The 23,277-nt window shown below is 58.1% G+C and carries 25 protein-coding genes and 1 riboswitch; of the genes, 15 read left to right on the top strand and 10 right to left on the bottom strand.

The genetic code is table 11. The features are described from left to right. Positions 1–94: 94 nt before the first annotated feature. The 3 genes from AC2FIZ_RS18215 to petA are packed head-to-tail and all read right to left on the bottom strand — an operon-like array spanning position 95 to position 2,825. Entirely contained in the window at positions 95–880 is a 786-nt protein-coding gene (locus tag AC2FIZ_RS18215; RefSeq protein WP_142640228.1) for a cytochrome c1, read from the bottom strand. 17 nt (positions 881–897) lie between these two features. Beyond that, on the bottom strand, positions 898–2,229 hold the full coding sequence (gene petB, locus AC2FIZ_RS18210; protein ID WP_142640230.1) for a cytochrome b: 1,332 nt from the start codon (positions 2,227–2,229) through the stop codon (positions 898–900). A gap of 11 nt (positions 2,230–2,240) precedes the next feature. Continuing rightward, the gene (gene petA / locus AC2FIZ_RS18205; RefSeq protein ID WP_142640296.1) at positions 2,241–2,825 is read right to left on the bottom strand and encodes a ubiquinol-cytochrome c reductase iron-sulfur subunit; all 585 of its coding nucleotides are present in this window, start codon (positions 2,823–2,825) and stop codon (positions 2,241–2,243) included. A gap of 485 nt (positions 2,826–3,310) precedes the next feature. Here petA and AC2FIZ_RS18200 point away from each other — a divergent pair, with 485 nt between their 5' ends. Further along, positions 3,311–3,754: a c-type cytochrome gene (locus tag AC2FIZ_RS18200; RefSeq protein WP_142640232.1), complete on the top strand. Its 444-nt coding sequence runs from the start codon at positions 3,311–3,313 to the stop codon at positions 3,752–3,754. 13 nt (positions 3,755–3,767) lie between these two features. Here the strand turns inward: AC2FIZ_RS18200 and AC2FIZ_RS18195 are convergent, their stop codons facing one another. Further along, positions 3,768–4,382 carry an FMN-binding negative transcriptional regulator gene (locus AC2FIZ_RS18195; protein WP_271951721.1) on the bottom strand — a complete coding sequence of 205 codons (615 nt, stop codon included), beginning with the start codon at positions 4,380–4,382 and terminating at the stop codon, positions 3,768–3,770. Between the two features lie 54 nt (positions 4,383–4,436). Then, positions 4,437–4,582: riboswitch (FMN riboswitch) on the top strand. 128 nt (positions 4,583–4,710) lie between these two features. Between AC2FIZ_RS18195 and AC2FIZ_RS18190 the strand changes: the two genes are divergently transcribed. From AC2FIZ_RS18190 to cobO, 5 genes are all read left to right on the top strand, one after another. Further along, positions 4,711–5,151, top strand: coding sequence for a 6,7-dimethyl-8-ribityllumazine synthase (locus AC2FIZ_RS18190; RefSeq protein ID WP_281973706.1), 441 nt, complete (start codon positions 4,711–4,713; stop codon positions 5,149–5,151). A gap of 94 nt (positions 5,152–5,245) precedes the next feature. After that, on the top strand, positions 5,246–6,346 hold the full coding sequence (gene aroC / locus AC2FIZ_RS18185; RefSeq protein ID WP_271951712.1) for a chorismate synthase: 1,101 nt from the start codon (positions 5,246–5,248) through the stop codon (positions 6,344–6,346). After that, positions 6,330–6,992: an HD domain-containing protein gene (locus AC2FIZ_RS18180; protein ID WP_281973707.1), complete on the top strand. Its 663-nt coding sequence runs from the start codon at positions 6,330–6,332 to the stop codon at positions 6,990–6,992. The genes aroC and AC2FIZ_RS18180 overlap by 17 nt, the downstream gene beginning before the upstream one ends. A 54-nt stretch (positions 6,993–7,046) precedes the next feature. After that, positions 7,047–7,982 (top strand): DMT family transporter, encoded by a 936-nt coding sequence (locus AC2FIZ_RS18175; RefSeq protein WP_142640242.1) that lies wholly within the window; start codon positions 7,047–7,049, stop codon positions 7,980–7,982. 56 nt (positions 7,983–8,038) lie between these two features. After that, positions 8,039–8,638 carry a cob(I)yrinic acid a,c-diamide adenosyltransferase gene (cobO, locus tag AC2FIZ_RS18170; RefSeq protein ID WP_281973708.1) on the top strand — a complete coding sequence of 200 codons (600 nt, stop codon included), beginning with the start codon at positions 8,039–8,041 and terminating at the stop codon, positions 8,636–8,638. Between the two features lie 104 nt (positions 8,639–8,742). Here cobO and AC2FIZ_RS18165 read toward each other — a convergent pair whose 3' ends face one another. The 3 genes from AC2FIZ_RS18165 to AC2FIZ_RS18155 form a co-directional block, all read right to left on the bottom strand. Beyond that, on the bottom strand, positions 8,743–9,108 hold the full coding sequence (locus tag AC2FIZ_RS18165) for an SPW repeat domain-containing protein (protein ID WP_142640246.1): 366 nt from the start codon (positions 9,106–9,108) through the stop codon (positions 8,743–8,745). A 109-nt stretch (positions 9,109–9,217) separates the two neighbouring features. Continuing rightward, a complete protein-coding gene (locus AC2FIZ_RS18160; RefSeq protein WP_281973710.1) occupies positions 9,218–10,168 on the bottom strand; it encodes an AraC family transcriptional regulator in 951 nt (316 codons plus the stop codon). Between the two features lie 125 nt (positions 10,169–10,293). Further along, positions 10,294–11,160 (bottom strand): branched-chain amino acid aminotransferase, encoded by an 867-nt coding sequence (locus AC2FIZ_RS18155; protein ID WP_281973711.1) that lies wholly within the window; start codon positions 11,158–11,160, stop codon positions 10,294–10,296. 160 nt (positions 11,161–11,320) lie between these two features. Between AC2FIZ_RS18155 and AC2FIZ_RS18150 the strand changes: the two genes are divergently transcribed. The 6 genes from AC2FIZ_RS18150 (at position 11,321) to dxs (ending at position 16,577) form a co-directional block, all read left to right on the top strand. Continuing rightward, entirely contained in the window at positions 11,321–11,833 is a 513-nt protein-coding gene (locus AC2FIZ_RS18150; RefSeq protein WP_142640252.1) for a MarR family winged helix-turn-helix transcriptional regulator, read from the top strand. After that, on the top strand, positions 11,830–12,531 hold the full coding sequence (locus tag AC2FIZ_RS18145) for a response regulator (RefSeq protein WP_281973712.1): 702 nt from the start codon (positions 11,830–11,832) through the stop codon (positions 12,529–12,531). The genes AC2FIZ_RS18150 and AC2FIZ_RS18145 overlap by 4 nt, the downstream gene beginning before the upstream one ends. 68 nt (positions 12,532–12,599) lie before the next feature. After that, positions 12,600–13,526 carry a histone deacetylase family protein gene (locus AC2FIZ_RS18140; protein WP_281973713.1) on the top strand — a complete coding sequence of 309 codons (927 nt, stop codon included), beginning with the start codon at positions 12,600–12,602 and terminating at the stop codon, positions 13,524–13,526. Beyond that, positions 13,523–13,765 carry an exodeoxyribonuclease VII small subunit gene (locus AC2FIZ_RS18135; protein ID WP_142640258.1) on the top strand — a complete coding sequence of 81 codons (243 nt, stop codon included), beginning with the start codon at positions 13,523–13,525 and terminating at the stop codon, positions 13,763–13,765. Before AC2FIZ_RS18140 ends, AC2FIZ_RS18135 begins: the two co-directional genes overlap by 4 nt. After that, entirely contained in the window at positions 13,766–14,632 is an 867-nt protein-coding gene (locus AC2FIZ_RS18130; RefSeq protein WP_281973714.1) for a polyprenyl synthetase family protein, read from the top strand. Between the two features lie 16 nt (positions 14,633–14,648). Continuing rightward, positions 14,649–16,577, top strand: a complete 1,929-nt coding sequence (gene dxs / locus AC2FIZ_RS18125; protein ID WP_142640262.1) for a 1-deoxy-D-xylulose-5-phosphate synthase — start codon at positions 14,649–14,651, stop codon at positions 16,575–16,577. A gap of 223 nt (positions 16,578–16,800) precedes the next feature. Here the strand turns inward: dxs and AC2FIZ_RS18120 are convergent, their stop codons facing one another. Beyond that, the gene (locus AC2FIZ_RS18120) at positions 16,801–17,997 is read right to left on the bottom strand and encodes a BCCT family transporter (RefSeq protein ID WP_282022337.1); all 1,197 of its coding nucleotides are present in this window, start codon (positions 17,995–17,997) and stop codon (positions 16,801–16,803) included. A gap of 139 nt (positions 17,998–18,136) precedes the next feature. On the opposite strand from AC2FIZ_RS18120, the gene AC2FIZ_RS18115 reads away from it, so the two are divergent. From AC2FIZ_RS18115 to msrA, 3 genes are all read left to right on the top strand, one after another. Next, positions 18,137–19,015, top strand: a complete 879-nt coding sequence (locus AC2FIZ_RS18115; protein ID WP_281995947.1) for a DMT family transporter — start codon at positions 18,137–18,139, stop codon at positions 19,013–19,015. Between the two features lie 93 nt (positions 19,016–19,108). Further along, positions 19,109–19,558 carry a peptide-methionine (R)-S-oxide reductase MsrB gene (msrB, locus tag AC2FIZ_RS18110; protein WP_142640268.1) on the top strand — a complete coding sequence of 150 codons (450 nt, stop codon included), beginning with the start codon at positions 19,109–19,111 and terminating at the stop codon, positions 19,556–19,558. After that, positions 19,555–20,064, top strand: coding sequence for a peptide-methionine (S)-S-oxide reductase MsrA (gene msrA, locus AC2FIZ_RS18105; protein WP_142640270.1), 510 nt, complete (start codon positions 19,555–19,557; stop codon positions 20,062–20,064). The genes msrB and msrA overlap by 4 nt, the downstream gene beginning before the upstream one ends. A 21-nt stretch (positions 20,065–20,085) precedes the next feature. On the opposite strand, the gene AC2FIZ_RS18100 is transcribed toward msrA, so the two are convergent. Both AC2FIZ_RS18100 and queG read right to left on the bottom strand, forming a co-directional pair. After that, positions 20,086–22,089, bottom strand: a complete 2,004-nt coding sequence (locus AC2FIZ_RS18100) for a hydantoinase/oxoprolinase N-terminal domain-containing protein (protein ID WP_496791437.1) — start codon at positions 22,087–22,089, stop codon at positions 20,086–20,088. Positions 22,090–22,161: 72 nt separating this feature from the next. Next, positions 22,162–23,199 carry a tRNA epoxyqueuosine(34) reductase QueG gene (gene queG / locus AC2FIZ_RS18095; protein ID WP_281995945.1) on the bottom strand — a complete coding sequence of 346 codons (1,038 nt, stop codon included), beginning with the start codon at positions 23,197–23,199 and terminating at the stop codon, positions 22,162–22,164. Between the last annotated feature and the right edge of the window lie 78 nt (positions 23,200–23,277).

Genomic DNA, 23,277 nt, shown 5'->3' with positions numbered 1-23,277 from the left:
GCAGGCCAAGAAGGGGCTGGCCCCTTCCACCCCCAAGCAACAAAAAACCCCCGCAACCAAAGGCGCGGGGGTTTCTAACTTGTCTGAAAACCGCTTAGTGTTTCTTCTTGCCTTTAACGCCTGCCCACAGACGCTTGTTGACTAGGTACAGCAGGACCGACAGAAGCGTCAGGAAGACAACACCGACAAAGCCCGAATACTTACGCTCCATCATCTTCGGTTCAGCCGTCCACATCAGGAAGGCTGCAACGTCTTCCGACATATGCTCGACGTCATTTGCGTGGCCATCGGCAAACTCGACCTGCTCATCCGACAGCGGGGGCGCCATCGAAATCCAACCACCGGGGAAGGCGGTGTTTTCGTACAGAACCGTTCCCGCTTCTTCCTTTTCGTGGCCGGTATAACCATCCAGCAACGAGGCGATGTATTCCGGGCCGCCCATGCCGTTGACCAGCTGGTTGATCCCCAGACCGTAAGGGCCGTGGAAACCAGCGCGCGCCTTGGCCATCAGGCTCAGGTCGGGTGCGCCAACGCCATCATTGGCGGGGAAATGGTCAACGGGTTTAGCCGGGCGGAAATCGTCCAGCTCGGGGTCGAACACTTCGAAGTTGCCCGCCGCATAGGCGGTGACTTCGTCTTCCGAATAGCCCAGCGCTTCGAGGTCACGCAGAGGCACATAGCGCAGGCCGTGACAGGCCGCGCAAACCTCGGTGTAAATCTGCAGGCCGCGCTGCAACTGGTGTTGATCCCAGGTTCCGAACGGGCCTTCGAATGAGAATTGGAAGTCCTCGATATGCTGTTCGCCTCCGCCTGCCGCGTTAGACGCGACAGGAGCAAGTGCGATAGCAAACGCGGCACCGATTGCAAGTTTCTTGAACATGTTTCCGGTCCCTCTTCTTACTCGGCCGGCGTGGCATCGGCGTCAGCCTTGCCATAATGCGCGTTGAAGTCTTCTTCGATGGTTTCCGGCTGTGCATCGGGTTTTTCGATGACACCCAGAACCGGCAGGATCACGAAGAAATAGCCGAACCAGTAGGCCGATGCGATTAACGAGAAGGTCGCATAGGGCTCTTCTGCGGGCATCGCACCCAGCCACATCAGGGCAAAGAAGTCGACGATCAGCAGGTAGAACCACCATTTGAACATCGGCCGGTATTTACCCGAACGTACGGTTGACGTGTCCAGCCATGGCGCCAGAGCCATAGCCAGGATCGCACCAAACATCGCCAGAACACCAAAAAACTTGGCGTCAATGATGCCGCCGGTGATGAAGCTGGCGAATTGAACAACCCAGACCTCGCCGGTAAAGGCACGCAGGATCGCGTAGAACGGCAAGAAGTACCATTCGGGCACGATATGTGCCGGTGTTACCAGCGGGTTGGCTTCGATGTAGTTATCCGGGTGGCCCAGATAGTTCGGCATGAAACCAACGATTGCCCAGAACACAACAAGGATGACCGCCAGTGCGAACAGGTCCTTGATCACGAAGTAAGGCCAGAAGGGCAGCGTGTCTTTCTCAGCCTCGGCTTTCGAACCGCGGCGAACCTCAACACCTGTCGGGTTGTTGTTGCCGGTGGTGTGGAAAGCCCAGACATGCACGATGACTAGCGCCGCAATTACAAAGGGCAGCAGGTAGTGCAGCGAGAAGAAGCGGTTCAGCGTGGCGTTGTCCACAGCCGGTCCGCCCAGCAGCCAAGTCTGGATCGCGTCACCCACAAACGGGATCGCACCAAACAGGCCGGTGATCACGGTCGCACCCCAGAAGGACATCTGACCCCAGGGCAGAACATAGCCCATAAAGGCAGTGCCCATCATACAGAGATAGATCAGCATCCCAATGATCCACGTAACCTCGCGCGGGGCTTTGTACGAGCCATAGAACAGGCCGCGGAAGATGTGGATGTATACCGCGACAAAGAACAGCGATGCGCCGTTCATGTGCAGATACCGCAGCATATAGCCGCCATTCACGTTGCGCATGATGTGCTCGATGCTAGCAAAGGCCAGATCAACATGCGGAGTGTAGTGCATCACCAGAACGATACCGGTGACAATTTGCAGGACCAGGCAAAACGCCAGGACGATGCCCCAGATCCACCACCAGTTCAGGTTCTTGGGGGTTGGGATCATCAGGGTGTCATAGATCAGGCCGACGATGGGCAGGCGGCTGTTCAGCCACTTCTCGCCACTTGTCTTCGGCTCGTAATGATCGTGGGGAATTCCGGACATCTGGGTCTCCCTTAGCCGAGTTTGATGGTGCTGGCGTCCGTCCACTCAGCGGGCGGAACGGGCAGGTTTTCAGGTGCGGGACCTTTGCGGATACGGCCAGCCATATCGTAATGCGAGCCGTGGCAAGGGCAGAACCAGCCGCCAAAGTCACCAGCATCGCCCAGCGGGACACAACCGAGGTGAGTACAGACGCCCATCTGGACGATCCAGGCACCTGCGGCTTCGCCTTCCGGCGACGGCATCACGCGGTTTGCATCCGTGGCCGGTGCATCAGCATTCAGATTGAAGTTACGGGCCAGCGGGTCAGGCAGGGCATCCACGCCATCGGCGTCCTGCTTCTGCGCTTCGTCGATTTCGACACCGGTGCGGTGACGGATGAACACGGGTTTGCCCAGCCATTTGACGGTCAGCTGGGTTCCGGGCTCGACACCGCTCACATCCACGCGGATCGAGGACAGCGCCTGAACGTCTGCCGAGGGGTTCATTTGGTTGATCAGGGGCCATACGGCTGCACCCGTCGCAACGACACCTGCGCCGCCTGCGACGTAGTAGAGGAAATCTCTGCGGGTGCCTTCGTGGTCTTCTGCGTGGGACACGAGGTTTTCTCCGATTCCGGCGCCCGGCAATACCGGGCAAACATGCATCAGCACCGCATCAAAGCGGCGTCTCATCGCGGCTATCTATCCGGGAGAAATCGGTTCGTCCAGCGGTCATAGGCGCGCACTACGCCCCATCTTGGCATTCATGTCACAACGAAAGGCGTTTTTTTCAAGGGATGGGCCGGATTACCCGTGAAAGTTTGCCCTGCCGCGCGGGTGGTTCAGGGAGTGATTCGGATGGCAACCAGGCAACGAAAACACCCTCACAACACAGAACCGGAGACTGTTGACCGGCGAAGATCTGCAAAATTCTGACCTGATTTTGCCACGCAAAAATCCACTTCGATTGAATCTACCTTGGCTAAAATAATGAGTTAAAAATAGATATTTTTCAACACACTAGACGAGTCTCAATTCGATTGCACATTTGGCTGGAATGTCCCAAGGGCCTGTAACAGGACCAACCTTAACGGGATTTTTCCATGCCAAAGCTTTTTACAGCCACTCTAACCTTCGCCCTGACCCTTTCATCGCAATCCATCGCCGCCGGCGATCCGGCAAAGGGGGAAAGCCTCTACAATCGGTGCTCTTCGTGCCATGCAATTATCAAAGATGGAAAAGTTCTGGTCAAAGGCGGCATCACCGGGCCGAATCTCTATGGGGTCGTAGGCCGGGTGGCCGGAACAGAAACCGATTACCTGAACGGAAGCGAACGCCTACCAATCGGGATGTACACCGATGACATGATCCGTGCTGGCCAGGAAGGGCTGGTCTGGACACAGGAAAACATCGTCGAATATTCGCAGGACCCGATTGTTTTCCTGAGGGATTATCTGGATGACGAAACCGCCCGTCCGAACATGAGCGTCAAACTGAAAAAAGGGGCTGAGGATGTCGCCGCTTATCTGGCGACCTTCAGCAACTGACCAGCCCGTCCGCTCACCTAGACCGCATGAGCGCGGCGAGGTGAGTGGTCTCGCTTCCGAACCCGTCTACCGCCACATGATCTGCGGCGGCTAGACGGACATCGTCCGGCTTGTTCTGGTTCAGCTTCCAGGTGCCCTGAATGTCATCTACCTGCAACTTGCAGGGCACAATCATGCGCATCATCTTGTCCAGAGCCTCCGCGCTCATCTTGCTGGCGCTCCAGGGTGGCTTGGGGTTCAACCGGCGCTCATAAAAATCCGACTGACGATCGAGTAAATCGCGCAACGCGTCCTGCGGAAGAAGCGAAAGCGTTCCGGTCAGGTGCACCGCCACATAGTTCCAAGTGGGTACCTGATCCTCAATCCCGTACCAGTCGGGCGAGATATATCCGTCAGGCCCCGATACAGCGATTCGAACCGTGCGCGGTTCGTTCAATGCCCGGACGATCGGATTGGACCGCACCAGATGCAGCGAGGCTTCTGCGCCATCTTCTGACAACAGAAACGGCACATGGCTAAGCAAAGGCCCCTGGTCCGCTGACAAAGCCAAAACACCAAATGCGCGCTCGCGCGCAAAAGCAATATGACGGTCACGATCCTCGGCGCGGAAGGCGGGATTGGGGTGCATGGCGGTCCTCCTGCAAAAGCTCTTGCAGAACAGCGCACCTATTGGCAAGGTGCGCCTCGTTCTCAGGGCGGGGCGGAATTCCCCACCGGCGGTATGCGGGCGATGACCCGTAAGCCCGCGAGCGGCCCCTTTTCGGGGTGTCAGCAGATCTGGTGAGAGGCCAGAGCCGACGGTTACAGTCCGGATGAAAGAGAACGTGCAGTGTGCCGGTAACCCCGCGCGCCTGCTCGTGATCGCCTTGGGTGACGTGTCATGTCGTGCTGGCAGCGAAAAGTGGGAACCGGTTTTCGCAACCGCCAGCAGACCACCAAACCGGAAGGAGATCTTGATGACACACACCCGCTATGCGTTTGTTAAGGCCAGTTGGCATGCCGATATTGTCGACCGTGCACTCGACGGGTTTCTGGAATTGATACCCGCCGATCAGGTGGACGTGTTCGACGTTCCAGGCGCGTTCGAAATGCCCCTGCTGGCCCGCGATCTTGCCCAGACTGGGCGCTATGCAGCTGTTACCTGCGCGGCCTTTGTGGTGGATGGCGGCATCTACCGGCATGATTTCGTAGCGCAAGCTGTGGTCGATGGGCTGATGCGCGCAGGTCTGGATACCTGCGTTCCGGTTCTGTCTGTTTCGCTGACGCCGCACCAGTATCAAGAGACGGACCACCACAATACCATCTACCGCGCGCATTTCGTGGATAAGGGGCGCGAGGCGGCACAGGCGGCGTTGAAAATCACCGCCATGCGGACGCAGCTGTCCTCGGCGGCCTGACCGGAAAGAGTTGGGGTGCTGGCCCCCAACCGCAAATCCGCTTGAGGCTACGGGCCTTGCCCGCTAATCACGATGCTCAGAAGGAGCACGCCTTATGTCGATGAACAGCTTTGGCCATCTTTTCCGCGTCACCACTTGGGGTGAAAGCCACGGGCCCGCCTTGGGTGCCACTGTTGATGGCTGCCCGCCGGGGGTGACCATCGACGCAGAGGTGATCCAGCACTGGCTGGACAAGCGCAAACCAGGACAGAATAAATACACCACCCAGCGGCGCGAGCCCGATCAGGTGAAAATCCTGTCCGGCGTGTTCGAAGGGCAGACGACCGGAACTCCGGTCCAGCTGATGATCGAGAACACCGATCAGCGGTCAAAAGACTACGGCGATATCATGGAAAAGTTCCGCCCGGGCCATGCTGATATCACCTATTGGCAAAAATACGGTATCCGCGATTATCGCGGCGGTGGCCGCAGCTCGGCGCGCGAAACCGCCTCGCGCGTTGCCGCCGGGGGCCTGGCCCGCGAAGCGATCAAGCAGATCGCGCCGAATGTGCAGATCACCGGGTACATGACCCAGATCGGCCCGCATAAGATCGACCGCACGAATTTCGATTGGTCACAGATTGAACAGAACCCATTCTGGACGCCCGATGCGACAGCCGCCGAGGATTGGGCCGCCTATTTAGACGGGTTACGCAAGTCCGGCAATTCAGTCGGGGCAGTGGTTGAGGTCGTCGCGCGTGGTGTCCCTGCCGGGATTGGTGCGCCAGTTTATGCCAAGTTAGACACTGATCTGGCCGCAGCGATGATGTCGATCAACGCTGTCAAAGGTGTTGAGATCGGCGAAGGCATGGCCGCCGCTGAACTGACCGGCGAGGCCAATGCCGATGAGATTTTCATGGGGCAGAATGGCCCGCAATACAGCTCGAACCACGCAGGCGGCATACTGGGCGGGATTTCGACCGGGCAGGATATAGTCGTACGCTTTGCGGTCAAACCGACCTCGTCGATTCTGACCACGCGCAAAACGATCACCAAGTCCGGAGAAGAGACCGAGATCATCACCAAAGGCCGCCATGACCCTTGCGTCGGCATCCGTGCGGTTCCGGTTGGCGAAGCGATGATGGCCTGCGTAATCCTTGACCACCTGCTGTTGCACCGGGGTCAGATCGGCGAGAACCGTGGCCATATCGGCTGAGCTGCGCGCCCGGCTGCGCGGCATCGTCGCGCAGCGCATGACAACAGATCCTGCCCACGATCTGGCGCATCTGGATCGCGTTTGGATCAATGTACAGGCCATCGCGGACACGCAAGCGGATATCCGGGTTCTGCTTGCGGCAAGCTATCTTCATGACCTGGTCAACCTGCCCAAAGATGACCCCGACCGCCACTTGGCCTCACGCCGGTCTGCTGCCAAGTCAGTGCCTATTCTGGAGGAATTGACGTTTTCACGACCCGAGATCGACGCCATCCAGCACGCCATTGCTGCACACAGTTTCTCGGCCGGGATACCGCCAGAAACACCCGAGGCCCGCATCCTACGCGATGCAGATCGGCTTGATGCACTGGGGGCCATCGGCATTGCGCGCAACTTCGCTGTTTCAGGTGATCTAGGTCGCGACCTGTATGATCCCGAGGATGCTTTTGCCACTGCCCGCGATCTGAATGATCAGCAATTCTCGATTGATCACTGGAAGGTCAAACTGTTGAGCCTGCCGGCAGACATGCTGACGCCCACCGGGCGCGAATTGGCACAGGCGCGTGTGGCACGGATGATCCGGTTTCTTGAGGCGTTCAGCGAAGAGATCGGCCAACCCCTGCCCGACACGTGGAAATCTGCCTGATTGGTACAATCCAATCGTTGATCTTTCGCAGTCAAAGGCTCAGGTTCTCGGCCAATGGCACAATCCCTGACTTCCCACCGACCCATGCTTGCAGTGGGCCTGAAACTGGCCGCGTTGGTTCTGTTCACCTCAATGTCTGCACTGGTCAAGGCCCTGTCCGAAGATTTCCCGCCCGGCGAACTGGTGTTTTTCCGGTCGCTCTTCGCCATTCCCGTCATCATTGCCTGGTTGCTTTGGCGCGGAGAGCTGGCGCAGGGCTTTGTGGTCAAAAAGCCGATGGGTCATTTCTGGCGCGGCGTTCTGGGCACTAGCGCCATGGGTTTGACCTTTACGGGTCTCAGCCTGTTGCCACTCCCCGAGGTAACAGCGATAGGCTATGCCACGCCGATCTTCACCCTGATCCTAGCCGCGCTGATTCTGGGCGAGCGCATTCGCATGATCCGCATCGGTGCCGTCGCGCTGGGATTGTTGGGCGTGCTGATTATGGTTTGGCCAAGGCTGGGCACCACCCAGATGGAGATGGCAGCCACAATCGGGGCGCTTTGCGTGCTGGCGGCCACACTCGCCCGTGCCTTTGTTCAGATCCACATCCGGCAGCTGGTCAAGGTGGATCACCCGGCCGCGATCGTGTTCTATTTCTCGATGACCGCTACCCTGCTTTCAGCTCTGACCGCGTTTTGGGGTTGGACCATGCCAACACTTAATCAGGCTCTAATTATGATCATAATGGGGTTGATCGGCGGTGTTGCACAGATTCTGGTCACCTCGTCCTATCGCTTTGGTCAGGCCTCAATGCTGGCGCCTTATGACTATACCACCATGCTGTTTGCCATATTCATCGGCTATATCTGGTTTGATGAGCTGCCGACGCTTGCGATCCTGTTGGGTGCGACGCTGGTGATAGCGGGCAATGTGGTCGTGATCTGGCGCGAACACCAGCTGGGACTGGAACGCGGCAAGGCCCGGTCCCTGACCGATCACAAAGCGTGACTTTACCTTTTTCAATCTTGCCCTAGTTTGGGCCCAACAATCTCAGAGGTGCCCGAATGAGCGACGCGCAGGATCACAAAGAAAAGATGCAGCAGGTGCAGGCCAAGCACCGCAAAAAAGTGTCCGAGGCCGTCGACCCGGGCCGTGGTCTGGTGCTGATCAATACCGGCAAGGGCAAGGGCAAATCCTCGGCCGCGTTTGGTGTCGTGATCCGAGCGCTGGGATGGGGTCAGAAAGTTGCCGTCGTACAGTTCATCAAGGGCAAGTGGAAAACCGGTGAGCGACGGTTCTTTGAAGAGCGCGACTTGGTCACCTGGCACACGATGGGCGAAGGATTTACCTGGGACACTCAGGACCGCGAACGCGATATCGCTGCTGCCAACGCTGCTTTTGACAAGGCGCGGGCACTGATGGAAAGCGGTGAGTATGATCTGGTCGTGCTGGACGAGATCAATATTGCCCTGCGGTATGAATATCTGACGGTGGATCAGGTGATTGGCGGATTGAAGGCGCGGTCCGACAAGACCAGCGTGTTCCTGACCGGCCGCGACGCCCCGCAGGCGCTGCGTGACTATGCTGATCTGGTCACTGAGATGACCGAAGAAAAGCACCCGTTTCAGGCCGGAATCAAAGCTCAGCGCGGCGTGGATTTCTGAGCGCTTTATCAAGGTCACCGCGATAAGCCGCCCGTTGTTTGAACGGGCGGCTTTGTTTTCCGAGTGGGAAGCAAAGGTATCGAGGCGTCAGGGCATGTGCCTGTTCAAGCAAACGCCTCTTGCTCTGGCGCGCTGAGCGAGATGACCGCCACCACCGCCGCGCCGTTCAGCCAGTAGAATATCGCATCCAGACCCTGAAACCCAAACAGGCTGGGTGCCGCCAGAAACACCACCCCGACCAGCAGATCGACGCCTAGGTGGACGCGATAAGGCAATACCTTCCAAATCCCCAGATGATGATCGGTCAATACGGTCAGGACAAATGCTGCAATGCCGGTCACAACCGACAGCCACAGGGCCATCGGATTGGACTGACCCAACCCCAGAACAAACGGCAGCGCCATCAGAGCGATGGCAACCGGGTAATCGAGATAGGCATGAATATTGCGGGTAACGAAACGGAGAGACATTGCATTTTCCTTTCCTAGTTTGAGATGATCTCAAACTAGGACAAGTAGGTCGAACGCTTAATTCTGGATCGTCCATGAAACCTTGCAGATCGTTCAGAATGATGGAGGATCAATGCATGGCTCGATAAGCCGCCGGTGACAGACCGATCTGTTTCTTGAACACGCGGGAAAACGCGGCCTCAGAGGCATACCCCACCTCGGCCGCCGCATCGGAAACGTTCCAGCGGCTTTCGACCAATCCCTGACAGGCAATCTGCATCCGCCAATCGGTGAGGTATTGCATGGGCGTGGCCCCCATCTTTTCAGCAAAGAGCTGGGCAAAGGCCGTGCGGGACATAGCGGCCTCTCGGGCCAGGGTCTCAACGCTCCATTCTTCCGCTGGTGCGCGGTGAAACGCGGTCAGCGCGCGTGAAATTCGCGGATCTGCAAATCCTGCCAGGGCCGAGTCACTTGGGCTTTGATACTCAAGATAAGCACGGATGGCCTGCGCGAACAGCACTTCGGACAGTTTCAACGCGATCAGGTCGCCACCGATACGCGCGCCGCTGACCTCGGATCCGATCATGCGCAGGGTGGACTCGAACCAGGCCCCAGCCTCTTCGCCGTAATTCTCGATCAGGATGTAAGGCGGCAACCGATCCAGCAACATATGCCCGGTACCTTGTCGACCCGGAGGGCCGGTGAACGAGAAGTGGCCGCAGATCAGTTGCGTGTCACGACCTTTGTCCTCTCCGCCATAGATCAAAACCCCATCCCCCGTGTAACCCGCATCTTCCAGCACCTGCTCCAGAGGCAAAGCGTCCAACGGCTTGACTTCGTTGCACAGCAACGCATGGGCCGTACCATGGGGAATCAGGATCAGATCACCCTGCTTCAAACGCAGAGTTCCCGCTGTATTAGAGACGAAAACATGAAGCTCACCCCGTTGAACAAAATGAAACCGGGCGACGTTTTCAAAGGCTGGAACCTGAATCCCGAACGGAGGCGTAAAAGAAGTGCGGAAGTAAAACGTCCCGCGCAAGGACAGACGGGTGAGGATATCGCTGAGAAGGTCTAACATTACCGTAACCTACACCCCGCCACGCGTTCGTCCAGTTACCTGTACGATCTGCAATGAATTGCGAATGAACGGCAAAGAAAAACCCCAGCGAAATCGCGGGGGCTCTATCTGTCTCAAATCTGCGATCAGGCGCGGACCAGCGCCTCATAATCTGCGGCGATTTCGCGGGTGAGGTCACCGACCTCGAACGTATAGTCGCCGATCTGGCCCACAGGCGTGACCTCGGCCGCAGTACCGGTCAGCCAGCATTGTTCAAAATCGGCCATCTCTTCGGGTTTGATGCGGCGCTCATGCACCGTGATGCCTTTGTCTTTTAGCATCTGGATCACTGTCTGGCGGGTAATCCCGTTCAAAAAGCAATCGGCCAGCGGGGTATGAACTTCGCCGTCCATCACAAAGAAGACGTTCGCCCCGGTCGCCTCGGCAACATAACCACGCCAGTCCATGAACAGCGCATCCGAGCAGCCCTTGGCCTCGGCCTTATGCTTGGAAATGGTGCATATCATGTAAAGCCCGGCCGCCTTGGCATGGACCGGGATGGTTTCAGGGCTGGGCCGCTTCCATTCCGCGATATCCAGCTTGGCGCCCTGCATCTTGGCGTCGCCGTAATAGGCACCCCAGGGCCAGACCGCTACGGCCATGCGGACCGGGTTCTTGGCCGAGGCCACGCCCATATCCTCACCCGAACCACGCCAAACCAGCGCACGGACATAGGCGTCCTGCAAGCCACTTGCCTTCAGCGCGCCTTCCTTTGCCGCTTCGATCTGGTCGATCGTATAGGGCATCGGCATGTCCAGCGCCTTGGCCGAGGCGACCAGCCGTTCAGAATGCTCCCGACTTTTGAAAATTTTGCCGTTATAGGCCCGCTCGCCCTCAAAGACCGAAGACGCATAGTGCATCGCATGGCTCAGAATGTGGACATTCGCCTCGCGCCAGGGCACAAGTTCTCCATCCATCCAGATGACACCGTCACGATCATCATACCCCGCCATGCGAAACCTCCCTGCCTGGGTTGAATATTCCGATTATTGCGCAATATAGGTCCGAAGTGGACATAAAGTTGCGCAAAAACTGCGATTCGATACCTGTCCGCTCTTGGAATGTCAACAACGCTGACATAAACTCGGACCTGTGTAACGAATGAGGCAGACTATGTCAGATACCCGCCCCGCCCAGGCCTTTGGCGGAGAAAGCCTGTTGTTTCTTACGGATGAACAGCTGCGGCAGGGGATCGAGGCGATGTTTTTTGCCTATCGCGGGTTCACGGCGGACCCGGATCGCATTCTGACACAGCTGGCCTATGGGCGGGCACACCACCGTGCTATCCACTTTATAAATCGCGCACCGGGGACGACCGTCAATAACCTGCTTGCTATTCTTGGGGTGACGAAACAGTCTCTGAACCGGGTCCTTCGGACATTGATTGACGATGGGTTGGTCGAAAGCAGGGTCGGTACAGTGGACAAGCGCGAACGGCACCTGTTTCTGACCGAAGCCGGGAGGGCGCTTGAAACCAGGCTGTCCGAGGCCCAGCGCGTACGGATGCGCGCGGCCTATAAGGACGCAGGCCCAGAAGCGGTGTCTGGGTTTCGCAAAGTGCTTGAAGCAATGATGGATGCTGATATGCGTCATGCCTATACCAAATTGCGGGATACGACCTCATGAGTGATATGGATGCCCATCTGTTGATCGTTGACGATGACGAGCGTATTCGCGATCTGCTCAAGAAATTCCTGATGCGAAACGGGTTTCTGGTGACCGCGGCGCGGGATGCGGCCCATGCACGTCGGGTGCTGTCGGGGCTGGATTTCGACATGATCGTTCTGGATGTGATGATGCCCGGCGAAGATGGTGTCAGCCTGACCAGAGCCCTGCGCGAGACCCACACCACCCCGATCCTGTTGCTGACGGCGCGGGGCGAAACCGAACACCGTATCGCCGGGCTTGAGGCGGGGGCCGATGATTATCTGGCCAAACCGTTCGAGCCCAAAGAGCTTTTGTTGCGGATCAATGCGATCCTGCGCCGGATGCCGGAAACCCCGGCACAGGATGCCGCATCCAAGATTCTGCATCTCGGCCCGATCCGCTATGATGTTGAGCGCGGTGAGATGTGGCGGGGAGAAGAAACGGTCCGCCTAACCGCAACGGAAAGCCAGCTGATGAAGATTTTCTCGGCCCAAGCCGGCGCCCCTATCAGTCGCGCCAAGCTGGTCGAGGATCTGGGCCGTGATAAGGGTCAGGCGCAGGAGCGTGCCGTGGATGTGCAGATCACACGGCTGAGACGCAAGATCGAGCAAGACCCGAAACAACCCCGGTACCTGCAGACCGTGCGCGGGGCCGGGTACATGCTGGCACCGGATTGATTGAGCCGCTGCGTGGCGGTTCTTTGCCTTCGGCGAAGGTATTTTGACCAGATGAACAGGGGATTGTGATGAAAACTGCCCTTTTGACCCATGCGGATTGTCTTGGGCACGTGACACCCGAGGGGCATCCGGAACAAGTCGCGCGACTGGAACATATCCTTCATGCGCTGGATAGGCTGGACCTGGATCGTGTGACCGCGCCGCTTGCAGCCGATGACGACCTGCTGCGTATTCACCCCGAAAGCCATATTCGCGACATCCGCAAAAGTCGCCCGACAGAGGGATTCCGGCAGGTGGACGGCGATACATTCATGTCGCCGGGATCTGTAGATGCGGCCTATAGGGCTGCAGGGGCTGTGGTAAAAGCCGTGGATTTAGTGCTGGGCGGAGAAGCCCCAAATGCGTTCTGTGCCATTCGCCCTCCCGGCCATCACGCCGAGAATGAAACCGCCATGGGGTTCTGCCTGTTCGGCAACGCCGCATTGGGGGTGAAACACGCGTTGGATCATCACGGTCTGCGTCGCGTCGCTGTGGTGGATTTCGATGTGCATCACGGCAATGGCACGCAGGATTTGCTTTGGGATGAGCCGCGCGCGTTGGTGATCACCAGCCAACAGATGCCCTTGTGGCCGGGATCAGGCCGCTCCGACGAGACCGGCGCCTTTGACAACGTCCTGAATATTCCATTGCCCCCCGGAACCGGCGGCGCCAAGATGCGCGCCGCCTATGAAACATTGGCTTTCCCGCGACTGCGCGCCTTCAAACCCGAGCTGATCATAATCTCTGCCGGGTTTGACGCCCATCAGGATGATCCGCTGGCCAATCTGAACTGGGCCACCGAAGATTTCGCCTGGATCACTGCCGAATTGTGCAAGATTGCCGATGAGCATTGCGCGGGACGTATCGTCTCGACTTTGGAGGGCGGGTATGATCTGAAAGCGCTGGCCGAGGCCACCCGTGCCCATGTGGAAGAGTTGATGAAGGCAGCCCGATGACAGATACACCCGTTGACCAGATGACATTCGAACAGGCGATGAAAGAGCTTGAGGCCGTTGTCGGCCAGCTGGAGCGTGGAGATGTGGCGCTGGACCAGTCCATCGCCTTGTATGAACGGGGTGCAGCGCTGAAGAAACGCTGCGAGGATGAACTGAAGCGGGCCGAGGAAAAAGTGGCCGCGATCACCTTGGACGCCGATGGTCAACCGACCGGGACGACGGTTGTCGAAGGCCAGTAAATGTTTCGCGAAAGACTGGTGCAGGATGCGACGCTGATTCAGGGTCATTTTGATCTGGTTCTGGGCGCGCTGGACTATCTGGATGTGACACAGGCGATGGCCTATGCCACGCAAGGCGGCAAAGGTCTGCGCGGGTTTTTGGTGCTGGAAAGCGCGCGGCTGCATGATGTGGATACAGCGCGGGCGATCTGGCCTGCCACGGGGATCGAGGCGTTGCACGCCTATTCTCTGGTGCATGATGACCTGCCCTGCATGGATGACGACGATTTGCGTCGCGGGCGCCCGACAGTTCATGTGAAATGGGATGAGGGCATCGCGGTTTTGGCAGGCGACGCGTTGCAGACGCTGGCATTCGAACTTTGCACCCGTCCCGAAATTGGCCCCGCCGAAATTCGCGCGGAATTGGCCTTGTCTCTGGCGCAGGCAAGCGGAGCGCAGGGCATGGTGCTGGGCCAGGCGCTGGATATCGCGGCGGAATCGGCAGACTCTCCGCTGACGCTGGAAGAAATCACCCATTTGCAGGCAGGAAAAACCGGAGCGCTGATCGAGTGGTCTGCATGCGCCGGCGCGCGTCTGGCCCAAGCTGATCTTGCGCCCTTGCGCCAATATGCCCAATCCCTTGGTCTTGCTTTTCAAATCGCAGATGACATCTTGGATATAGAGGGTAACGCCGAAATTGCGGGCAAGCGCCTTCAGAAGGATGCCGAGGCGGGAAAGGCCACGTTTGTGTCTCTGCTGGGCCTCGACGCCGCCAGAACCCGTGCCGCGGAGCTGGTGGAACAGGCCTGCGCCGCGTTGGAAGGCTATGGCGCGTCGGCTGAAACCTTGAAGGACGCCGCCCGCTTCGTTATTGCCCGGGACAGCTAAGCCAGGAACGCGCCATATGTCTGACCGCCCGAACACTCCTCTGCTGGATCTTGTGAACCGCCCGGCCGACCTGCGGCAGTTTTCGGACGCGCAGCTGCATCAGGTGGCGCAGGAATTACGGGCCGAGACGATCTCGGCCGTGTCGGTCACCGGCGGGCATCTGGGTGCGGGTCTGGGCGTGGTGGAACTGACCACCGCGCTGCATGCGGTATTCGATACGCCGCGTGACAAAATCATCTGGGATGTCGGGCACCAGTGCTATCCGCATAAAATCCTGACCGGGCGGCGCGACCGGATCCGTACCCTGCGCCAACCCGGCGGGTTGAGCGGGTTCACCAAGCGCAGCGAAAGCCCCTATGACCCGTTTGGCGCGGCGCATTCCAGCACCTCGATCAGTGCGGCCCTTGGCTTTGCCGTAGCGCGTGATCTGGGTGGTGTCACACCTGAAGGCCTAGGCGATGCGATTGCGGTAATCGGCGATGGCTCGATGTCGGCGGGTATGGCGTTTGAGGCGATGAACAATGCGGGCCACCTGAAAAAGCGCCTGATCGTTATCCTCAACGACAATGAAATGAGCATCGCACCGCCGGTTGGCGCCCTGTCCAGTTATCTGTCGCGCATCTATGCCGAAGAACCGTTCCACGATCTGAAGGCCGCCGCCAAGGGCGCGGTGTCCTTGTTGCCGGAACCGTTCCGCGAAGGCGCCAAACGCGCCAAGGAAATGCTCAAGGGCATGGCCGTAGGCGGTACATTGTTCGAAGAACTGGGCTTTTCCTATCTCGGCCCGATTGACGGGCACGATATGGACCAATTGCTGCCGGTGCTGCGCACGGTCAAGGCACGGGCGACCGGCCCGATCCTGATCCATGTGTTGACAAAAAAGGGCAAGGGCTATGCCCCCGCCGAGCAGGCCCGCGACAAGGGTCACGCGACCGCGAAATTCGATGTTGTGACGGGTGAGCAAAAGAAGGCGCCGTCAAACGCACCGTCCTATACTTCGGTCTTCGGCAAGACGCTGGTGGAAGAAGCCGCGCGGGACGATAAGATCGTCGCCGTCACCGCCGCCATGCCCGATGGAACTGGGTTGAACCTGTTTGCCGAACGCTACCCGTCACGTTGTTTCGATGTAGCGATTGCGGAACAGCATGGTGTGACGTTCTCGGCGGCTTTGGCTGCCGGTGGGATGAAGCCGTTCTGCACCATGTATTCGACCTTCCTGCAACGCGGCTATGATCAGGTCGTGCATGATGTGGCCATTCAGCGCCTGCCCGTGCGATTTGCCATCGACCGCGCTGGTCTGGTGGGCGCTGATGGGGCGACCCATGCCGGATCGTTTGACATTGCCTATCTGGCCAACCTACCGGGCATGGTCGTGATGGCCGCCGCAGACGAGGCCGAGCTGATGCATATGGTGGCCACCGCCGTCGCCCACGACGAAGGCCCGATCGCCTTCCGCTATCCCCGCGGTGAAGGCGTGGGCGTGGACCTGCCCGAGCGTGGTGAAGTGCTTAAAATCGGCAAAGGCCGGATAATTCAGAAGGGCGCGCGTGTGGCACTGCTGTCATTCGGTACGCGCTTGGCCGAAGTACAAAAAGCCGCCGAGGCCCTATCCGCACGCGGCATAACCCCTACCATAGCCGATGCACGTTTCGCCAAACCGCTGGACCGCGACCTGATCCTGAATCTGGCCTCCGATCATGAGGCGCTGATCACCATCGAAGAGGGTGCGATTGGCGGTTTCGGCAGCCATGTGGCGCAGCTACTGGCCGATGAGGGTGTGTTTGATCAGGGCCTTAAATACCGCTCGATGGTGTTTCCGGATATCTTCATTGATCAGGCAAACCCGGCGGATATGTATGCGGTTGCCGGTATGAATGCTGAACAGATCGAGGCCAAGGTCCTGTCTGTTCTGGGTGTGGCCACGATTGGTGAAAAACGCGCCTGAGGGACCATTAATGTTATCAACTCCAAGGAAGATGGAGCCTCAAGAGAGCTCTTCAGTGAGTGACGATTGAACTAAGCCAACATAAGTAAAAGATATTGCAAGTTTGTGATTTCACACGTGTCGCTTTGTTTGGCCTTTTTGACCCTTTCCGCATTGCTTACACAGTCGCGGCCAAAAAAATACGGGCACCGAGGCGCCCGTATTAGCTTTTTCTCGATGTTGATCAGTGAACCGTCTCGACCTTGTGGAAATCCAGATCACGGTCTTCGGGCATCCCAGTTATGCTCAGCACCTCTTTGCGTTTGGTGATCAGGATATAAACCACACAGGCCAGATAGAGGCCGACAACAACTGCGCCGATCCACTGGATCTGCAACCACTGGCTTTGGAACAGCAAGGTCAGGACGAACAGCAGCACAACATTGCCCGCCACATAGATCGCTTTACCAAAGCGGGCGACTGTCATGTTCAGGTTGTCCGTATAGAGCCTGATCAACGAATCCAGTGAGTTGATCACGAAGGTCACGCCCACAATCACCATCGCAATGTTGGTGATGCCTGCAGTGCTGATGCCGTTCAGGTGGTAATAGTAGAGAACGGTGAACCAGATCGCCAAAGGTATCGACGGAAAGATCAGCAGAGCAGCCAGTAGCTGCCAGGTCTTCAGCCCACCTACAAAGCGAGATGTGAACTGGCCGATCATGATCGACCAGGCAAACCACCAGAACAGGTAGAAGGCGTGATAATCGGTTAGCGGCAGGACAAACTTGTGCAGGTTGGTGAAATAGGCACCAACATTGCTTCCGGTTTCCACAAAGCCATTCACGCTCATGCCCGCAGCAACCCACATGCCCAGGATCAGTGCCAGGAACAAAAAGGTCGAGCCCACCGACAGGATACGCACGTATTTCAGGTCGGTCGAAGAATAGGCCGCTGCCAGAATGACGACAAACACGATGACATAGAAGGTGGTGACCACTGACTCGCCGTCTCCGACCTCGGGCAGGTAGCCGGGCAGGTAGATCAGGAACAGGCTGGCGGTGAAAGCGCAGGTGCCGATGATGACCACATTGTTGATCAGCTTGACCAGCGGGATTTCAAAGAACTTCACGCGCGGCTCGATGACACAGAAATAGAACGCGGTCAGAAAGTAGAACGCCCAGATCAGAAAGCCCCAGAACCCGAATTCGATCGCCAGTGGGTTGGCAAACGCATAGGCGGGGTCTTCGGCATAGCCGCCGAATTCGGTCAGCGGAAACATGATCAGGCCGACATCCAACCCGGATGTGAACAGAATCGCGATGAAGGTGAACAGATGAACCGGCGTTACGCCGACGATCCGCAGATTCCACCACTTCACCACAAAGAAGGCAACAAGGCCCAACGCCAGCAAGACGCCAAATGATAGTATGTACTCCAATAGCACCGACAATCCTCCCATTAATGTCAGTTCATGACGCTGTTATAGTTTATTGGCTGATCAATCAATAAAAACAGCACTGCTTGCGGCGCGCGCTTATTCGGTCAACAGTGCGCGAAAATCTGAACAGGGGGTCGCGATGGATTTTCGCGCAATGGCCATGGGGCTGACATTTGCGTTTATCTGGTCTTCGGCCTTCACCTCGGCCCGGATCATCGTGGCGGACGCATCGCCGTTGTTTTCCCTGGCTCTGCGGTTTCTGATCTCGGGTTTGATTGGCGTCGTGATTGCACGGGCGATGGGTCAAAGCTGGCGGCTGACGCGGTCACAATGGTATGCCACCATCCTGTTCGGGATTTGTCAAAATGCCCTTTATTTGGGCCTAAACTTCTATGCGATGCAAACAATCGAGGCCTCTGTTGCCGCCATCATCGCCTCGACCATGCCATTGCTGGTTGCCTTGGCCAGTTGGCTGTTTATGGGCGACAGATTACGGCCAGTTGGAATTGTCGGCCTGTGTGCCGGGTTCGCCGGTGTTGCTCTGATCATGAGCAGTCGGATCGGCGACGGCGTTGATCTGTTCGGCGTCATGCTTTGTGGCATTGGAGCGCTTGCGCTGACATTTGCCACGCTCGCAGTGCGTGGGGCGACATCGGGCGGGAATTTCATGATGGTGGTTGGCTTACAGATGCTGGTCGGATCGGCCATTCTGTTTGTTGCAGCACCGGTATTCGAAACGATTCATTTCCACTTGACGGTGCCGCTGGTCCTGGCCTTCACCTATACAACTCTGTTTCCCGGCCTTCTGGCCACGTTCATCTGGTTCCTGCTGCTGGATCGGATCGGCGCAACCCGGGCGGCCACGTTTCACTTTCTCAACCCGGTCTTTGGTGTCACCATCGCCGCGATCTTGTTGGGCGAAAAACTGGGGCCGCTGGATGCGGTCGGGGTTCTTATCACAACACTGGGCATTCTGGCGGTGCAACTGTCTCGCCAACCCGGCAGAAAACCAGCCTGACCTTGCACAACTGCGCGAGCCCGGCAGAACACCCTTTGCTTTCCGCCAATAATCCCCATCTATTATGCGAACCACCAGAAGTCCGGAGGAGCAATGACCCGTTACACCAAATCCCCTGAGGCCGTCGCCGCATTGTCGCCCGAGGAATACCACGTCACGCAAAACAGCGGCACCGAACGGCCCGGAACTGGCAAACTGCTGAATAACAAAGAACCCGGCATCTACGTGGATATCGTCTCGGGTGAGCCTTTGTTCGCCTCGGCGCACAAGTACGAATCCGGCTGCGGCTGGCCCAGTTTCACCAAACCAATCGTGCATGAGCATGTTGAAGAACTGCGCGATGCCTCGCTGGGTATGATCCGGACCGAAGTTCGCTCGAAACATGGCGATAGCCATTTGGGGCATGTATTTCCCGACGGCCCCCGCGAACATGGCGGGCTGCGATACTGTATCAACTCAGCCTCATTACGGTTCGTCCATCGCGATCAGATGGAAGCCGAAGGCTATGGCGAATTCCTGATTCATGTGGAGGAGATCGAATGACCGAACATCGCGCCGTTCTTGCCGGGGGCTGCTTTTGGGGCATGCAGGATCTGATCCGCAAACGCCCGGGCGTTTTCCGCACTCGCGTCGGATATACTGGTGGAGACGTGCCCAACGCCACTTATCGCAACCATGGCACCCATGCCGAGGCGATCGAGATCTTTTACGATCCTACCGTGACCACCTATCGCGATCTGCTCGAATTTTTCTTTCAGATCCATGACCCGACTACGGTGAACCGGCAAGGGAACGACATGGGGATGAGCTATCGCTCGGCCATTTATTATGTCGATGACGCCCAGAAACAGGTCGCCCTGGACACCATTGCCGATGTGAATGCCAGTGGCATCTGGCCCGGCAAAGTCGTGACCGAGATTGAACCCGTTGGCGATTTCTGGGAGGCCGAGTCCGAGCATCAGGATTATCTTGAACGCATCCCGAACGGCTATACCTGCCATTTCCCGCGCCCGGATTGGGTTCTGCCCAAACGCGACGCGGCCGAGTAAGGATTAGCCCCGGATCAGGGGCTAGTCAGACGCCACCCGCGGCCTTCCACTGGCCTCGACGGTGATCATTGCCTCAACAAAGACCTCCTGCGCTTCGATGCGGGCGGTGCGGATATCCCGGTCGACGATCACTCGGATATCCTCGGCACCGGCTCCGCGCACTTCTCCTTCCGCCTCATCCCTCAGGATGGATTCCAGCAGTGCCATCGCCTCGTCAGAATCGCTAAAGTCCTGAGGCCCGTCTTCAAGATGCACCCTGTACCGCCCTTCGGATGGCGCGGTGACGGTCCCGGCCCGGCGCAGTGTCAGCCTGCCAACCACAGCTCCAATCGCATTGGCCACGCCCGTGTGTTCCGGCAGAATCATGCGGCATCGCAATCTTTCCCCGACTGCGGGGTAATAGCTGGGGGCCGACGCCCCAAGACCGATCACATCCACATTCAGTGCCGCGTCCAGCGCCACCAAACCGCGATGCCCGGCCAGACCTTTCCGCGTCAAAACATGCCGGGCCAGATCGGGTGCCAGAACGCCGAAATCCTCGGCTTCTTCTGAAAAAGCGGTCTCTAACAAGGTCAAAGAGGTCTGTTCGGTCAGCTGATCAACGATCATCTGCGCCAACAGATCCGGTGTTGCAGCCAGCATATCACCGGTGCCAATCCGTTTTCGCGCCACCAGTTCCAGCGCTTTGCGTGCAGCCTCTGCGTCCCAGGCATCCAAACGGCCCAGAACATGGCTGGCATCCGAAGGTGTCACGCCGGATACCTGAACGATTCCACGATCCATCAAACGAGTAAGTGCGCCTGTCTCCATCCGCGTTTTAAGCAAATCGGACAGCGGCAGGACCTTCTGCCCCAAGCGATCCACCAGGGCGGTTTCCCTTGCCCCCAGACCTTCGGCATGAACACCCGGTACCAGACGTGCGAACCGGGTGTCATGTTCACCCACGGTTGGGGCCCGCAACTGCGCATCCAAGGCCGTGTGAACCTCGTCGGGCGCTTCTGACGCGATCAGAGATACGGGCAAAACACGGCGCGGTCCCAGGAAGATGCCCCCGCCCAGCCCTTCGGTTACAACATGTACCTGACTGTCCCCGCCCAACCCGTGGGTCCGCATTGCGACGGCCTCCACCATGGTGCGAAAGCCGCCAACCCTGGCACCTTCGGGATCAATGGCGGGCTTGCCATCCCGGATCAAGGCGACATCGGTCGTGGTACCACCGATATCTGATACCAGCGCGTTCTCGGCTCCCGTTAGCCAGCGCGCCCCGACGATCGAGGCCGCAGGGCCGCTCAAAATCGTTTCAATCGGTCGATCCCGCGCCTGTTCGGCGCTCATCAACGCTCCGTCGCCTCGAACCACCATCATTGGCGCTGAAATTCCTAGCGTCACAAGCTGATCCTGTGCCCGTCCGATCAAGCGGTCGATCATGCCAATCAACCGTGCATTCAGCACCGCAGTCACCGCACGTTTTGGGCCATTCAACTTGGCCGACAGATGGTGCGAACATGTCACCGGCGCACCCGTCCGATCAGTAATAATGCGGGCGACCTCAAGTTCATGCGCCGGGTTTCTGGTGGCGAACTGACCGGCCACCGCGAAGCCGCAGATACCAGAATTAGAGTCTAAAAAGGCTTCTACCGCCTGAACATCCAATGGCCTGGCCTCTGTTCCCGCATGCGTGTGACCGCCCGCCACAACCAAAGCTGGATCCCCTTTCAAAGCATCCCGCAGACCATGCTTTTCCAGATCTCCTTCCCTGAACCCGATATAGACAAGGGCAACCCGGCCACCCTGCCCTTCGACCAGCGCATTCGTGGCCAATGTCGTTGACAGCGACGCCATTGAGATCTGCTCCGGTGACACCTGAGCCTGCGTCAGAACCGCAGAAATCGCCTTGCCAACGCCAATCGCCAGATCAGCTCGTGTTGTCAGAGATTTGGCTGAAGCAATCACCTCAGTCTCATCCCGGACCAGCACCGCATCCGTATAGGTTCCGCCTGTATCAACCCCCAAAGCCAGCGCCATCGGGTTCTCCTTCCTGTTCGCTGTGATTGGGTTTAGCGGTTTGCACCGACACGTCCAGCCTGTTTGCGGCACCTAGGAGAGTTGTTTGACCGCCCAGCGCGCGGCATCTGCCACGGCTGAATCCGGATCCTCTGTCAAATCCTGTGCAATCGGTATCAACCCCTGCAGGCCTGAGTTGCCAATGGCGTACAGCACATTTCGCACAAACCGGTCCCGTCCAATCCGCTTAATTGGAGAGCCCGAGAATTTCGTTCGAAATTCCGGATCGTCCAGGCCAGCCAATTCTGCCAGCCGAGGAGCCTTCAGATCCTCACGCGCTGCATAGCGCATGTCACTGGCCGTGACTGCGAATTTGTTCCAGGGGCAGGCGGCAAGGCAATCATCGCAACCATAGATCCGATTGCCGAGTTTCGCGCGCAGGTCTTCATCAACCGGACCCTTGTGTTCGATTGTCAGGTAAGAAATGCAGCGCCGCGCGTCCAACTGATAAGGCGCCGGGAATGCGTCTGTCGGACAGGCGGCCAAACAGGCCCGGCAGGATCCACAGTGATCCACCTCTGCTTGATCCGAAGGTAGGTCCAGAGTTGTAAAAACAGACCCTATAAAGGCCCAATTTCCCCAATCGCGACTTACAAGATTGGTGTGCTTACCCTGCCATCCCAACCCCGCAGCATGACCCAAGGCCTTTTCCGGAACCGGGGCGGTATCGACAAAGACCTTCACCTCGCCACCAGCTTCGGCTATCAACCAGCGGGCTAACCTTTTGAGCCGCTTCTTGACCAGGTCGTGATAGTCCTTGTTCTGCGCATAGACTGAGATCGCCCCCTTCTCGGGGTGGTCCAGAATCTCGGTTGGATCATGTTCGGGCGCATAGCTTTCTGCCAACATGATCACCGATTTCGCCTCGGGCCAGAGCGCTGCCGGATCGCCTCGCCAATGGGTCCGCTCGGCCATCCATCCCATTTGCCCGTGATATTCGGCCTGCAGGAACGCCTCCAGCCGGGCGGGCACTTCGGGGACATCCCACGGGCGACAAATGCGACAAGACACAAAGCCCTCGCTCAGCGCCTGTGCCGCCAGCCTATCCTTTAAACCCGATCCGCTCTTCATCTGGCCCTAAATACCTTCGGGGGGAATCGCGCCCCAAGGCGCGATGGGGGGGCAGACAGCCCCCCTTGTGCGACCCTA

The sequence above is a fragment of the Ruegeria sp. CDSB022 genome (genome assembly GCF_059611145.1).
The sequence above is the reverse complement of the archived record's forward strand: the minus strand, read 5'-3'. Positions and strand labels throughout refer to the sequence as shown.